Origin of the sequence: Streptomyces sp. AK02-01A, from assembly GCF_033795305.1 — a bacterium.
Lineage (GTDB): Bacteria > Actinomycetota > Actinomycetes > Streptomycetales > Streptomycetaceae > Streptomyces.
This window is the reverse complement of the sequence record NZ_JARBAE010000021.1, coordinates 1-14,380: the sequence shown is the minus strand read 5'-3', so window position 1 is coordinate 14,380 and position 14,380 is coordinate 1. Positions and strand designations below refer to the sequence as shown.

General features: G+C 67.0%; 10 protein-coding genes and 1 tRNA gene. All 11 read left to right on the top strand.

The genetic code is table 11. The annotated features are described in order from the left end of the window. The first annotated feature begins 720 nt into the window (after positions 1 to 720). The 11 genes from dnaN to PV679_RS20070 all read left to right on the top strand — a co-directional run bounded on the left by dnaN (position 721) and on the right by PV679_RS20070 (position 14,069). Entirely contained in the window at positions 721 to 1,851 is a 1,131-nt protein-coding gene (gene dnaN / locus PV679_RS20120) for a DNA polymerase III subunit beta (protein ID WP_319681712.1), read from the top strand. Positions 1,852 to 1,928: 77 nt separating this feature from the next. Next, positions 1,929 to 2,816, top strand: coding sequence for a phosphogluconate dehydrogenase (NAD(+)-dependent, decarboxylating) (gene gnd / locus PV679_RS20115; RefSeq protein ID WP_319681711.1), 888 nt, complete (start codon positions 1,929 to 1,931; stop codon positions 2,814 to 2,816). A gap of 33 nt (positions 2,817 to 2,849) precedes the next feature. Beyond that, positions 2,850 to 4,019 carry a DNA replication/repair protein RecF gene (recF, locus tag PV679_RS20110; RefSeq protein ID WP_319681710.1) on the top strand — a complete coding sequence of 390 codons (1,170 nt, stop codon included), beginning with the start codon at positions 2,850 to 2,852 and terminating at the stop codon, positions 4,017 to 4,019. Then, the gene (locus PV679_RS20105; protein ID WP_319681709.1) at positions 4,016 to 4,570 is read left to right on the top strand and encodes a DUF721 domain-containing protein; all 555 of its coding nucleotides are present in this window, start codon (positions 4,016 to 4,018) and stop codon (positions 4,568 to 4,570) included. Before recF ends, PV679_RS20105 begins: the two co-directional genes overlap by 4 nt. A 463-nt stretch (positions 4,571 to 5,033) precedes the next feature. Then, the gene (gene gyrB, locus PV679_RS20100) at positions 5,034 to 7,112 is read left to right on the top strand and encodes a DNA topoisomerase (ATP-hydrolyzing) subunit B (RefSeq protein ID WP_319681708.1); all 2,079 of its coding nucleotides are present in this window, start codon (positions 5,034 to 5,036) and stop codon (positions 7,110 to 7,112) included. A 51-nt stretch (positions 7,113 to 7,163) separates the two neighbouring features. After that, positions 7,164 to 9,809 carry a DNA gyrase subunit A gene (gene gyrA, locus PV679_RS20095; RefSeq protein WP_319681707.1) on the top strand — a complete coding sequence of 882 codons (2,646 nt, stop codon included), beginning with the start codon at positions 7,164 to 7,166 and terminating at the stop codon, positions 9,807 to 9,809. An 87-nt stretch (positions 9,810 to 9,896) separates the two neighbouring features. After that, positions 9,897 to 10,514 carry a DUF3566 domain-containing protein gene (locus PV679_RS20090; RefSeq protein ID WP_319681706.1) on the top strand — a complete coding sequence of 206 codons (618 nt, stop codon included), beginning with the start codon at positions 9,897 to 9,899 and terminating at the stop codon, positions 10,512 to 10,514. Positions 10,515 to 10,572: 58 nt separating this feature from the next. Beyond that, positions 10,573 to 10,646 (top strand) — tRNA-Ile (locus PV679_RS20085). A gap of 596 nt (positions 10,647 to 11,242) precedes the next feature. Continuing rightward, positions 11,243 to 12,010: a hypothetical protein gene (locus tag PV679_RS20080; RefSeq protein WP_319681705.1), complete on the top strand. Its 768-nt coding sequence runs from the start codon at positions 11,243 to 11,245 to the stop codon at positions 12,008 to 12,010. Between the two features lie 299 nt (positions 12,011 to 12,309). Further along, entirely contained in the window at positions 12,310 to 12,444 is a 135-nt protein-coding gene (locus PV679_RS20075) for a DLW-39 family protein (RefSeq protein ID WP_003958712.1), read from the top strand. A 284-nt stretch (positions 12,445 to 12,728) separates the two neighbouring features. After that, complete coding sequence (locus tag PV679_RS20070; protein WP_319681704.1) at positions 12,729 to 14,069, top strand: hypothetical protein; 1,341 nt, start codon at positions 12,729 to 12,731, stop codon at positions 14,067 to 14,069. Positions 14,070 to 14,380: the final 311 nt, after the last annotated feature.

The window sequence follows — 14,380 nt, the reverse complement described above, 5'->3', positions numbered from 1 at the left end:
CGGATGGGTCTTCTCCACAGATCGGAGAGCAATCCTTCGTCCACAGCCTGGGGACTGTGAAGTTGTCCAGACTGTGTCCACAGGCGCACCCGTCGGAATGCCATCGGGCCAGGTCAGAGCCTTGTGGAATTGTGTCTCACGGCGCTCCACAGGCTGTGGACGAAAAAGTCTTCCACAGGGTGCCGCCTTGCTTGTCCACCGGCGGCCCACAGGGCCGATCAAGTTGCCCACAGCTTCTCCACACCCCTGTCCACTGTTCGGCAACGAAACGCCCGGGATCACTGAGCCGAGTGAAAGGCGTCACACCAACAAGCCCGATTGGGCTGTGGGGAACATGGGTAAAGCTGGGGACGGCACTGGGGAGAAGTCCATGTCTCCTGTGCATCGGGTGTGCAGAACTTTCGCCTGTCCACAGATCGGCAGAGTTGTCCACCGGCCGCGCCCACAGGGTCGGTGGACAAAAAATCGGGTCTGACCTGGGCAGATGACGTTATCCACGGTTTCCACAGGCCCTACTACTACTGCCACTCAGAGTTAACGAGGAATCCGCTTCGAAGCGGGGCCTGTGCACAACTTGGGCGGGCGGCCTCCCCGGCCCGTCGCACCGACTTGACCCGCAGCCGCAGCGACTGTCGGCGCCGTACGTCAGACTGGTCCCCGGCATCACAGCCGACGACGAAGGCCAGCAGGGCGAGCCAGCAACAGCAGGAGGCGGTTCCGGTGAAGATCCGGGTGGAGCGCGATGTACTCGCGGAGGCGGTGGCCTGGGTGGCCCGTAGCCTTCCGGCCCGTCCGCCGGCGCCCGTACTCGCGGGCCTTCTGCTGAAGGCGGAGGACGGCGCTCTCAGCTTCTCCAGCTTCGACTACGAGGTCTCGGCACGGGTCTCGGTGGACGCCGAGATCGAGGAGGACGGCACCGTCCTCGTCTCCGGCCGGCTGCTGGCGGACATCTGCCGCGCCCTGCCCAACCGTCCGGTCGAGATCTCCACAGACGGTGTACGCGCGGTCGTGGCCTGCGGCTCCTCGCGCTTCACGCTCCACACACTCCCTGTGGACGAGTACCCGGCGCTGCCGCAGATGCCGACGGCGACCGGCACGGTCCCCGGTGAGGTCTTCGCCTCGGCCGCCTCCCAGGTCGCCATCGCGGCGGGCCGTGACGACACGCTGCCGGTGCTGACCGGCGTCCGGATCGAGATCGAGGGCGACACGGTCACCCTGGCCTCGACCGACCGTTACCGCTTCGCCGTACGCGAGTTCCTGTGGAAGCCGGAAGCCGCGGACATCTCCGCGGTCGCTCTGGTGCCCGCCAAGACGCTGCTGGATACCGCCAAGGCGCTGACCAGCGGTGACACGGTGACTCTGGCGCTCTCCGGGTCGGGCGCAGGCGAGGGGCTGATCGGGTTCGAGGGCGCGGGCCGCCGTACGACCACCCGGCTGCTCGAAGGTGATCTGCCGAAGTACCGCACGCTCTTCCCCACCGAGTTCAACTCGGTCGCGGTGATCGAGACCGCTCCGTTCGTCGAGGCCGTCAAGCGTGTGGCCCTGGTCGCCGAGCGGAACACGCCGGTGCGGCTCAGCTTCGAGCAGGGTGTGCTGATCCTGGAGGCCGGTTCGAGCGACGACGCACAGGCTGTGGAGAGGGTCGACGCGCGTCTCGAAGGTGACGACATCTCGATCGCCTTCAACCCGACCTTCCTGCTGGACGGCCTGAGCGCGATCGATTCGCCGGTCGCTCAGCTCTCCTTCACGACGTCCACGAAGCCGGCGCTGCTCAGCGGCAGGCCGGCCGTCGACGCCGAGGCGGATGAGGCGTACAAGTACCTGATCATGCCGGTGCGGCTGAGCGGCTGACCCCACAGGTGAGTAGCCGGGCCCCGGCGTAGGCTCGGGCCCGGGTACGAATCGCCTCAACGCTTAAGGAACGCCTGATGGAGCTCGGTCTCATCGGTCTCGGCAAGATGGGCGGCAATATGCGCGAGCGCATCCGCCGCGCAGGCCACACCGTCATCGGATACGACCGCAATCCGGACATCGCCGATGTTCACAGCCTCCAGGAGCTGGTGAGCAAGCTCAAGGGTCCGCGGGTTGTGTGGGTGATGGTCCCGGCCGGTGCCGCGACCCAGTCCACGATCGACGAGCTGGCGGCGCTGCTGTCCGCCGGCGATGTCGTGGTGGACGGCGGGAACTCCCGCTGGACGGACGACGAGAAGCACGCCGTGGAGTTGGGCATCAAGGGCATCGGCTTTGTCGACTGCGGTGTTTCGGGCGGTGTCTGGGGCCTGGAGAACGGCTACGCGCTGATGTACGGCGGCGCGAGTGAGCATGTGGAGAAGGTGCAGCCGGTCTTCGACGCGCTCAAGCCGGAGGGTGACTTCGGTTCTGTGCACGCCGGCAAGGTCGGTGCGGGCCACTTCGCCAAGATGGTTCACAACGGCATCGAGTACGCCATGATGCAGGCCTATGCCGAGGGCTGGGAGCTCCTGGAGAAGGTTCACTCGGTCACCGATGTCCGTGAGGTCTTCCGGTCCTGGCAGGAGGGCACGGTCATCCGGTCCTGGCTGCTGGACCTGGCGGTCAACGCTCTGGACCAGGACGAGCACCTGGAAGAGCTGCGGGGCTTCGCCCAGGACTCCGGCGAGGGCCGCTGGACGGTCGAGGCGGCCATCGACCATTCGGTGCCGCTGCCCGCGATCACGGCGTCGCTGTTCGCGAGGTTCTCGTCCCGGCAGGACGACTCGCCGCAGATGAAGATGGTCGCGGCGCTGCGTAATCAGTTCGGCGGCCATGCGGTCGAGTCGAACGGGTCGAAGAAGTAGAGCCCTGACACCGAGGGAGGCCTGCGTTCATCCATGCACGTCACGCATTTGTCGCTGGCCGACTTCCGGTCGTACGCCCGGGTCGAGGTTCCACTTGCCCCGGGCGTCACCGCGTTCGTGGGGGCGAACGGGCAGGGGAAGACCAATCTTGTCGAGGCGATCGGCTATCTGGCGACTCTCGGCAGTCACCGGGTGTCCTCGGACGCGCCGCTGGTGCGGATGGGGGCGGACCGGGCGGTGATCCGGGCCGCGGTGACCCAGGGTGAGCGTTCGCAGCTCGTGGAGCTGGAATTGAATCCTGGGCGGGCGAACCGGGCGCGGATCAATCGGTCGTCGCAGGTCAGGCCGCGTGATGTGGTGGGGATCATACGGACGGTGCTGTTCGCGCCGGAGGATCTGTCGCTGGTGAAGGGTGATCCTGGCGAGCGTCGCAGGTTTCTGGACGAGCTGGTCACGGCGCGGTCGCCCCGGATGGCGGGTGTGCGGTCGGACTATGACCGGGTCCTCAGGCAGCGCAACACGCTGTTGAAGTCGGCGGCGATGGCGCGGCGGCACGGCGGGCGCGGGATGGATCTGTCGACGCTGGATGTGTGGGATCAGCATCTCGCGCGTGTGGGCGCGGAGTTGCTGGCGCAGCGGGTGGATCTGATCGCGGTGTTGCAGCCGCTGGCGGACAAGGCGTACGAGCAGTTGGCTCCCGGTGGTGGTCCGGTGGCGCTGGAGTACCGGTCCTCTTCCGCGGTCTCCGCGGGTGAGTCCGGTGAGAGTTTCGGCGGTGATTCTTCGGGTGGTGGCGCGCATACGCGTGATGAGCTGTATGAGCGGTTGCTGGCGGCCCTGGCCGGTGTGCGTAAGCAGGAGATCGAGCGGGGTGTGACGTTGGCCGGTCCGCACCGTGACGACATGGTGCTGAAGCTGGGGCAGCTTCCCGCGAAGGGCTATGCGAGTCATGGTGAGTGCTGGTCGTTCGCGCTGGCGCTGCGGCTGGCTTCGTACGACTTGTTGCGTGCTGAGGGTAATGAGCCGGTGCTGGTGCTGGACGATGTGTTCGCGGAGCTTGACGCGCGGCGGCGGGAGCGGCTCGCGGAGCTGGTGGCGCCGGGTGAGCAGGTGCTGGTGACCGCCGCGGTGGATGACGATGTGCCGGGTGTGCTGGCGGGTGCGCGGTTCGTGGTGGCCGACGGCGCTGTGGAGCGGGTGTGAGCGGCGCGGGAAGGTCTGAGGGGCCTGAGGTGCCGGAGCCTGTTGAGTCGTCTGGTGTGGATCTCGCGCGGGTCGCGTTGCGTGCGGCGAAGGAGCAGGCGCGTGCGCGGGGTGCTGCCGCGCAGCAGAAGAAGCAGGCCAGGCGCGGTGGTGGGCTGCGTTCGGGCGCGCGGGCGGATGGTCGTGATCCGCTGCCGTTGGGTGCGGCGATCAATCGGCTGATCACGGAGCGTGGCTGGGAGACGCCGGCCGCGGTGGGCGGGGTGATGGGGCGGTGGTCGCAGATCGTCGGTGAGGACGTGGCGAAGCACTGTGTGCCGCAGCGGTATGACGAGGGTGAGGACGAGCGTGTGCTGACGGTGCAGTGCGATTCGACGGCGTGGGCGACGCAGTTGCGGTTGCTGGCGCCGCGGCTGGTGGCGCGGCTGAATGAGGATCTGGGGCATGGCACCGTGCGGGTGATCAAGGTGCTGGGGCCTGGCGGGCCGCCGCAGCGGTTCGGTCGGTTGCGGGCGCCGGGGAGTAAGGGCCCGGGAGACACGTACGGCTGATGGGGCGGCGGCGGCCTTGACGGTGTGCGGGCCGGGAGTGGTCCGTCGGGTGCCGGGGCGGGTGTGCGACGGATCGCCGTGCGGGCCGGGTTTTCCGTGTGCGCGCCGGCTGTGTTCCTGCCCGTGGGTGTGGTCCGGGGGCTGGGCCGGGCCGTTGTCCGGGTGGCTTTCGCGTACGGCGGTGGCCTGGGAGATCGTCCGGGAAGGATGAGGCGTCCCTCACCGTAGCGGGAGGTTGACAGGCCGAAGCGCTCAATGCCGGTGTGAGCCTCTTGGAGCCCCTTCCCGAATATGGGGAGTCGGTAGGCGCTCGTCGAGGGCGGCACATGCGGACTCAGGTACCGGCAAACCCCCATTCGGGTCGGCGCTACCGGTAGACTGATGGGAAATCCCGCTGCGCTTGCGGGACACGTCGACACAAGCCGAACGACGCAGCCGATCCCGCTTGCTCGGAGAACGGCCTGTGCTGTGCCAGAAAGGGCGCTTCGTGGCCGATTCCGGCAACCCCAATGAGAAGACTCCGTCCACCTCGACTGGTCAGCACGGCGAGGTGACCGCCTCGTACGACGCCAGTGCCATCACTGTGCTGGAGGGCCTGGACGCGGTCCGTAAGCGGCCTGGCATGTACATCGGTTCGACCGGTGAGCGTGGACTGCATCACTTGGTGTACGAGGTCGTCGACAACTCTGTCGACGAGGCCCTGGCGGGTCACGCGGACACCATTGACGTCACGATCCTCGCCGACGGCGGGGTGCGCGTGATCGACAACGGCCGAGGTATCCCGGTGGACATCGTTCCGTCGGAGAACAAGCCGGCCATCGAGGTCGTGCTGACCGTGCTGCACGCGGGCGGTAAGTTCGGCGGTGGCGGTTATGCCGTCTCCGGTGGTCTGCACGGCGTCGGTGTCTCGGTGGTCAACGCCTTGTCGTCGAAGGTCGCGGTGGAGGTCAAGCGTGACGGCTATCGCTGGACGCAGGACTACAAGCTCGGTGTGCCGACCGCGCCGCTGGTGCGTAATGAGGAGACGGCCGAGTCCGGTACGGCGGTGACGTTCTGGGCCGATCCGGACATCTTCGAGACGACGGAGTATTCGTTCGAGACGCTGTCCCGGCGTTTTCAGGAGATGGCCTTCCTCAACAAGGGGCTGACTCTGACGCTGACGGACGAGCGTGAGTCGGCGAAGGCCGTCGCTGGTGCGGAGGTCGCGGGCGGGGACACGGTCGAGGAGGCGGACGAGGAGCGGGTCCGCACGGTGAAGTACTTCTATGAGGGCGGCATTGTCGACTTTGTGAAGTACCTCAATTCCCGTAAGGGTGAGCTGATCCATCCGACGGTCATCGACATCGAGGCCGAGGACAGGGACCGGCTGCTCTCGGTGGAGATCGCGATGCAGTGGAACGCGCAGTACAGCGAGGGTGTGTACTCGTTCGCGAACACGATCCACACGCATGAGGGCGGTACGCACGAGGAGGGTTTCCGTGCGGCGATGACGGGTCTGGTCAACCGTTACGCGCGGGAGAAGAAGTTTCTGCGGGAGAAGGACGACAACCTCGCCGGTGAGGACATCCGCGAGGGTCTGACCGCGATCATTTCGGTGAAGCTGGGCGAGCCGCAGTTCGAGGGGCAGACGAAGACCAAGCTCGGTAACACCGAGGCGAAGACGTTTGTGCAGAAGATCGTGCACGAGCATCTGACGGACTGGTTCGACCGCAATCCGAACGAGGCCGCGGACATCATCCGTAAGTCGATCCAGGCCGCCACGGCCCGGGTCGCGGCTCGTAAGGCGCGTGATCTCACGCGCCGCAAGGGTCTGCTGGAGAGCGCGTCGCTGCCGGGCAAGCTGAGCGACTGCCAGTCGAATGATCCGTCGAAGTGCGAGATCTTCATCGTGGAGGGTGACTCCGCCGGTGGTTCGGCGAAGTCGGGCCGTAACCCGATGTATCAGGCGATCCTGCCGATCCGCGGCAAGATCCTGAACGTCGAGAAGGCCCGGATCGACAAGATCCTGCAGAACACCGAGGTTCAGGCGCTGATCTCGGCGTTCGGCACTGGTGTGCACGAGGACTTCGACATCGAGAAGCTCCGCTATCACAAGATCATCCTGATGGCGGACGCCGATGTCGACGGTCAGCACATCAACACGCTGCTGCTGACGTTCCTGTTCCGCTTCATGCGGCCGCTGGTCGAGGCCGGGCACGTGTATCTGTCGCGTCCGCCGCTCTACAAGATCAAGTGGGGCCGGGACGACTTCGAGTACGCGTACTCCGACCGGGAGCGCGATGCCCTGGTGGAGCTGGGCAAGCAGAACGGCAAGCGGATCCGCGAGGACTCGATCCAGCGCTTCAAGGGCCTGGGCGAGATGAACGCCGAAGAGCTGCGGATCACCACGATGGACATCGATCACCGTGTGCTCGGCCAGGTCACCCTGGACGACGCGGCTCAGGCCGACGATCTGTTCTCGGTGCTGATGGGCGAGGACGTCGAGGCGCGGCGTTCCTTCATTCAGCGCAATGCCAAGGACGTCCGCTTCCTCGACATCTGAGTCGGTCTCTGCTGACGGATTCGAAAAGGCCGAAAGGAACACTGACCAGCAATGGCCGACGAGAACACCCCTGACACTCCTGACACGCCCGAAAGCCCGGACACGCCGGTGGTCCCGGAGGCCGCTGTGGCGGTGGAGGGCCTGGCGCTGCGGGTCGAGCCGGTCGGGCTCGAAACGGAGATGCAGCGCTCGTATCTCGACTACGCGATGTCCGTCATCGTGTCGCGTGCGCTGCCGGACGTACGGGACGGTCTCAAGCCCGTCCACCGGCGTGTGCTGTACGCGATGTACGACGGTGGCTACCGGCCCGAGAAGGGCTTCTACAAGTGCGCCCGTGTCGTCGGTGACGTCATGGGTACGTACCACCCGCACGGCGACTCCTCGATCTATGACGCGCTGGTCCGGCTGGCGCAGCCGTGGTCGATGCGGATGCCGCTGGTGGACTCCAACGGCAACTTCGGTTCTCCGGGCAATGACCCGGCCGCCGCCATGCGGTACACCGAGTGCAAGCTGATGCCGCTGTCGATGGAGATGCTCCGGGACATCGACGAGGAGACCGTCGATTTCACGGACAACTACGACGGCCGTAATCAGGAGCCGACGGTTCTGCCGGCGCGGTTCCCGAATCTGCTGATCAACGGCTCGGCCGGGATCGCCGTCGGTATGGCGACGAACATTCCGCCGCACAACCTCCGTGAGGTCGCCGCGGGTGCGCAGTGGGCGCTGGAGCACCCGGACGCCAGTCATGAGGAGCTGCTCGACGCGCTGATCGAGCGGATCAAGGGTCCGGACTTCCCGTCCGGTGCGCTGGTGGTGGGCCGCAAGGGCATCGAGGACGCGTACCGTACGGGCCGCGGTTCGATCACGATGCGCGCGGTGGTCGAGGTCGAGGAGATCCAGAACCGTCAGTGCCTGGTGGTCACGGAGCTTCCGTACCAGACCAATCCGGACAATCTCGCGCAGAAGATTGCCGACCTGGTCAAGGACGGGAAGATCGGTGGCATCGCGGACGTCCGTGACGAGACGTCTTCGCGTACGGGCCAGCGGCTGGTTGTCGTCCTGAAGCGGGACGCGGTCGCGAAGGTCGTCCTGAACAACCTGTACAAGCACACCGAGCTGCAGACCAATTTCGGCGCGAACATGCTGGCGCTGGTCGACGGTGTGCCGCGCACGCTGTCGCTGGACGCGTTCATCCGGCACTGGGTGACGCACCAGATCGAGGTCATCGTCCGGCGTACGAGGTTCCGGCTGCGCAAGGCCGAGGAGCGGGCGCACATTCTGCGCGGTCTGCTCAAGGCGCTGGACGCGATCGACGAGGTCATCGCGCTGATCCGGCGCAGTGACACGGTGGAGATCGCGCGTGAGGGCCTGATGGGTCTGCTCACGATCGACGAGATCCAGGCGAACGCGATCCTGGAGATGCAGCTCCGCCGGCTGGCGGCTCTGGAGCGGCAGAAGATCGTCGCGGAGCATGACGAGCTGCAGCAGAAGATCAATGAGTACAACGCGATCCTGGCGTCGCCGGAGAAGCAGCGTCAGATCGTCAGCGAGGAACTGGCCGTCATCGTCGAGAAGTTCGGTGACGACCGGCGTTCGAAGCTGGTGCCCTTCGATGGCGACATGTCCATGGAGGACTTGATCGCGGAGGAGGACATCGTCGTCACGATCACGCGTGGCGGCTATGTGAAGCGTACGAAGACGGACGATTACCGGTCGCAGAAGCGTGGCGGCAAGGGCGTTCGCGGTACGAAGCTCAAGGAAGACGACATCGTCGACCACTTCTTCGTCTCGACGACGCACCACTGGCTGTTGTTCTTCACGAACAAGGGCCGGGTGTACCGGGCGAAGGCGTATGAGCTGCCGGACGCCGGCCGTGACGCGCGGGGTCAGCATGTGGCCAATCTGCTCGCCTTCCAGCCGGACGAGCGGATCGCGGAGATCCTGGCGATCCGTGATTACGAGGCCGTGCCGTATCTGGTCCTGGCCACCAAGGCCGGTCTGGTGAAGAAGACTCCGCTGAAGGACTACGACTCGCCTCGGGCGGGTGGTGTCATCGCGATCAATCTCCGGGAGACGGAGGCGGGCGGTGACGACGAGCTGATCGGCGCGGAGCTGGTGTCGGCGGAGGACGATCTGCTGCTCATCAGCAGGAAGGCCCAGTCGATCCGGTTCACCGCGACGGACGACGCGCTGCGTCCGATGGGACGCGCCACATCGGGTGTCAAGGGGATGAGTTTCCGCGAAGGGGACGAACTGCTCTCGATGAATGTCGTCAGGCCCGGTACGTTCGTGTTCACTGCTACAGATGGTGGGTACGCGAAGCGAACCGCTGTCGACGAATATCGCGTCCAGGGTCGTGGTGGCCTCGGTATCAAGGCTGCCAAGATTGTGGAGGACCGTGGTTCCCTCGTCGGCGCGCTGGTGGTCGAGGAGACGGATGAAATCCTGGCCATCACCCTCGGCGGCGGTGTGATTCGCACGCGAGTCAACGAAGTCAGGGAGACGGGCCGTGACACCATGGGCGTCCAACTGATCAACCTTGGTAAGCGCGACGCCGTCGTCGGTATCGCTCGTAATGCCGAGGCTGGCCGTGAGGCGGAAGAGGTCGACGGGAGCGATGACCCGGGGACCGAATCGGCGGGTACGGCCGAGGTCGCCGGGGGCAGCAAGCCCTCGGCCGGGGAGCACGAGGAGTAAAGCGTGAGTGGAGCCACGGGCGCCGGATCGGCCGCTTCCGGAGGGAACGGTGCTCGTGGCCCTGCCACGGACTCCCAGGGGGTTACGGTGACCGATACCCGGGGGCAAGAGCCCCCGTACGAGACGTATGGATCTGGGCAGTCGGAGCAGGCTGCGCAGCCCTACCACCCGCCGCAGGCGTATCCCTCGCCGCAGGGCGGGGTAACTCATGGCGGACAGCAGGGTCTCCAGGGCCAGCCGGCCCAGCCGGCGGCCCAGCAGCGGGCCGCCACCAGTCAGCAGAAGTCGGCCTCGGCGGTGCGCAAGCCGAGGACGGGTGCGCGGACGACACCACGTACGCGCAAGGCGCGGCTGCGGGTGGCGAAGGCCGATCCGTGGTCGGTGATGAAGGTCAGTTTCCTGCTGTCCATCGCGCTGGGCGTGTGCACGATCGTCGCGGCGGCGGTGCTGTGGATGGTCATGGACGCGATGGGCGTCTTCTCGACGGTGGGCGGGACGATCAGTGAGGCCACGGGCTCGAACGAGGGCAACGGGTTCGATCTGCAGTCGTTCCTGTCGCTGCCGAGGGTGCTCATCTTCACCTCGGTCATCGCGGTGATCGATGTGGTGCTGGCCACGGCGCTGGCGACGCTCGGAGCCTTCATCTACAACCTGTCGGCGGGCTTCGTGGGCGGTGTTGAGCTCACGCTCGCCGAGGACGAGTGAGGGCCGGGTATCGATTTTGGGACTGCCCCTGAAGTGCGCTAATCTTCAGGGGCAGCGCGGGGCTATAGCTCAGTTGGTTAGAGCGCATCCCTGATAAGGATGAGGCCACAGGTTCAAATCCTGTTAGCCCCACTGGCGCGAAGACCCCCGACCGATCATGGTTGGGGGTCTTCGGCATCTATGGCTGACATCAGCCGATGAGTAGATCTGCCGGCAGCCCCGAGTGCAGCGGCTTTGGCCGCCGCGCCGAGGCTCATGCCTTGGGGGCGAGCGGGGGGCCATGACTGATCACGGTTGGTCTGACGGTAGCGATGACGAAGACCCCTTCGAACGCGGGAAGCCGGATTGGGCCTTTGTGCGGTGGATCCTTTTCGCGGGGTTCGTGATCTGCGTGATCGGCGTGGCGTGGTTCTCTTGGGCCTTTACCCAGCGGACCCCCTGACGGCTGTAATCCCCGGCGGGCGCGCGACGTCAGCTACGGCGCCTCGCCGCGTTGTCGGGGATTACGGGACGGCCCGGTGTTCTTGGCCGCGGTCCTCATTCTCCAACTGCCTTGTGGACAGGCGACTTCAGGCTTTACGCGTGATGCGGCGGCGGCCGGCGCGGCGGCCCTGGTCCGGCATCGGCGTGCCAGGGCACGCGAGTCCGGCATCCGAACGGGAGGCCCTAAGATGCGGCGGGTTCGTACGGCGCGGCCGTAGAGCCGTCCTCCGGGGGGAGAACGCGTCATGGATGTCCTGACGCTGGTGTCCGCGATGGTCGCGCTGGTCAGCGCGTCAGTGGCGGCCCTGCTTGGCTACTGGCAGCAGCGGCGCCTGCGCGCCATGGAGCAGCGCAACCTGATGGAGGCTTACGGGGCCTCACTGGCCTGGGCCGCCTTCGACCTGCAGAGCAGGCTGTTCAACATCCTGCACGGTCACGTCGTCGACCGGAGGCCCGGGCCGGCCAGCGGATTCCTGACGTCGTTTCTCACGCTGGGCAACGAGGAGGAGGCCGAGTACGTCCGGCGCTCCACGGTCTTCGTCCTCGCCGAGTATCTCGGCTGGGTGGAGATCCTGCGGCGGGACATCCAGTTCCTCGACCTCGGCCGCTCCCGTATCAACCGGGACGTCATGGTCAAGATCTCCGAGATCGGCTCATCGCTGAGCCGTATATCCGCGGAGGGCAACGAACTGTGTCTCTTCCGTACTCAGCAGCGGGCGATCGGCGAGCTGATGGTCCATCCGGAGGGTGAGCCCGGCAGACGGCGGTGCCTCGGCTTTGTGGAGTTCTGTGTGAAGCTCGACACGGACGAGGGTTTCGGCCGGTGGTTCCGGCAGCCGTTGGCGGACATCGACCGTCTGGCCGGGGACGCCGGACCGGCGTTCTTCCGGATCGAGGCGATGCAGCGGCAATTGGTCGCTCTGATGGACCTGCTGGATCCGAAGTCCGAGCGGTTCCCGCAATTCCGGCAGGCCTTTGACCGCGACTTCCATCTGAGGTCGCCGCGGGGGTGAGGGAGGCGGCCGGTTCGATGGGACGGGGCCTGGTTCGGGAGGCCGGCGCGGAATCCGGAAATGGTGCGGGACCGAGCACTCGCTGTGGCCCGCTTCGCGCCGATCGGCCCTTACGGAACGTGTGTGTACGGAGCCGGCCCGTACGGCCCGGGAGCGCTCCGCGGGCCGCTGTGACCGGCCGGGCTTTCTCGCTGGTGAAGGCGGGGGACGGGGTGCGGGGAGGTCACCGATCGGTATCGGTCGGTGTGTATAGTCGGGCGCCAGAAGTCCCTTACGCCAAGGAAAGACGAGGTCGCGCGGTGAAGAAGCTTCTCTTGGTCGCACTGGCCGCCATCGGCGGGCTCCTCGTGTACCGCCAGATCCAGGCGGATCGCGCCGAGCAGGATCTGTGGACGGAGGCGACCGACTCCGTGCCCGCAGGTTCGGGTGTGTGAGACGCAGCAGAGTCCGATTGCGAGCCCCGGCCGCCGAGCGGCCGGGGCTTCGTGCTGTCCGGACCACGCCGTGCGGGCCGTGGAGGGACGGTTTCTCTTCGCTCGCGTGAATCGTTCGCTCGCGGAGGCGAACGTTGTCGGGGTGGGTCAGGGCGTGCCCGGCGGATACGCCCTGGCGGGTTGATTCGGCGGGCGCGAGACAGCGGTGGGAACGCCGGGGCAGGATGGACCGGCTGCCGCGACCGGGGCGGCGCGGGGCGGCCGGGACGACCGAGGGGAAGCGCGTGAAGAGGCGGCGCAGCAGGGGCCGGGTGGCGCTGGCGGGGATGGCGGCGATATGTGCGGTGGCGGCGCTGCCGGGGCAGGCGGAGGCGGCCGGTGAGCCGAGTCCGTATGTCTTCCAGCCCGGAGCCGTGCGGATCATCGGAGCGGCGACCACGAGCGACGCGGAGCGGCTCGACGCCGGGTCCACCTACCGCGACTCGATCAGGCCGGGCGGCAAGCTGATCTACCGGCTGGACCTGGACGCGAAGACGAACGCCTATGTCTCCGCCGTGGCCGTGCCGAAGCTGAACACCAAGGTGGCGTACGGGGACAAGATCAAGGTCTCCGTGCAGAACCGTGAGGGCAACGACTGCAGCTCCAACGACGCGGGGTTCGGCGTCTCCGGCGAGTTCGCCCGGCCGCTCGCCGCCTATGCCTACCGGGTGATCGGCAAGGACGCGTATTCCTGCCAGGAGGCGGGCCCGTACTTTGTCGTCGTCGAGCGGACCAGCAAGGACACCTCCACACCCGAGCCGTGGGATCTGGAGATCCGGCATGTGTCCGAGCCCGGTCTCAGGGAGGCGGGGCCCTCCGAGGCGCCGTCGGTGTGGCCCAGTGCCTCTCCCGAGCCGGTCGGCGACGGGCCGCGGGTGCGTGAGGGCGGGACGAGCTTCTACGACGCCACCGGGCTGACGCAGGGCGAGTGGACGGCGAGGATCGAGCCGGGCGCTTCTCTTTTCTACCGGGTGCCGGTGGACTGGGGACAGCAGCTCTTTGTCAGCGCCGACCTGGGCAGCTCCGGTGGGACGGGGTTTGTGAGCGGCGCGGTGGCCGTGTCCCTGTACAACCCGGCGCGGGGCCTGGTCGACAGCAGGGACTCGATGTCGTACGACGGCAAGCAGAAGACGACGGCCCTGGAGCCGCTGCCGCCGGTGGCGTACGAGAACCGTTTCGGGTCGGGCAGCGGTGACAGCGACATGCGGTTCGCGGGCTGGTATTACCTGCGGGTCAGCCTCAATCCGCAGGTCGGAGAGGTGTTCGGGGAGAAGCCGTACGGGCTGACGCTGCGGGTGAACGTCAAGGGCCGGGCGGAGAGCGGGCCGGGGTACGCGGGGCCCGCCGGGGACTTCACCGTGACGCCCGAGAAGCTGGACGACGCCACGAACGGTCAGAGCAGCGAGGACGCCGCGAGGAGCGACCGGATGGCGCTGGTCGCGGCGTCCGGGATCGGCGCGGGCACGGTGCTGCTGGTCGGGCTCGGTGCCTGGACGCTGCTCGCACGGCGGCGGGTGGGCCGGGCGCCGGGACAGGGCGCGGAAGACGTCCGGACGCGGGAGTACGGGCCGCCCTCCGCCTGGTAGCGGGGAAGCGCGCGGCTCAGATCCGGGTCAGCGCCCAGATGCCCACCGCGAAACAGACCAGTGCCAGCAGCAGGACCGGGACCGCCACCTTCGGGGGCGGTCCCGGTCGCTTCGCGGAGGAGTGGCGGGCCGGTGTCCCCGGGCGCCGGCCCGGTGGCTGGGTGGGAACCTGCGGGCTCTGAGCGGTGTATGGATCGTCCCTTATCACCCTCTCCCAGCCCACCAGGCCAAAGGGAAACTCGTATGCCGTCCTCTGGCTGGAAAAAAAAAAAAACACAAAGACACACGCAGGTACAGGATGTAGACGATAA

Excerpts from the sequence above, each read along its gene's own strand:
- gnd (WP_319681711.1), top strand. The coding sequence starts at position 1,929 with ATGGAGCTCGGTCTCATCGGTCTCGGCAAGATGGGCGGCAATATGCGC.
- recF (WP_319681710.1), top strand. The coding sequence starts at position 2,850 with ATGCACGTCACGCATTTGTCGCTGGCCGACTTCCGGTCGTACGCCCGG.
- gyrA (WP_319681707.1), top strand. The coding sequence starts at position 7,164 with ATGGCCGACGAGAACACCCCTGACACTCCTGACACGCCCGAAAGCCCG.
- PV679_RS20080 (WP_319681705.1), top strand. The coding sequence starts at position 11,243 with ATGGATGTCCTGACGCTGGTGTCCGCGATGGTCGCGCTGGTCAGCGCG.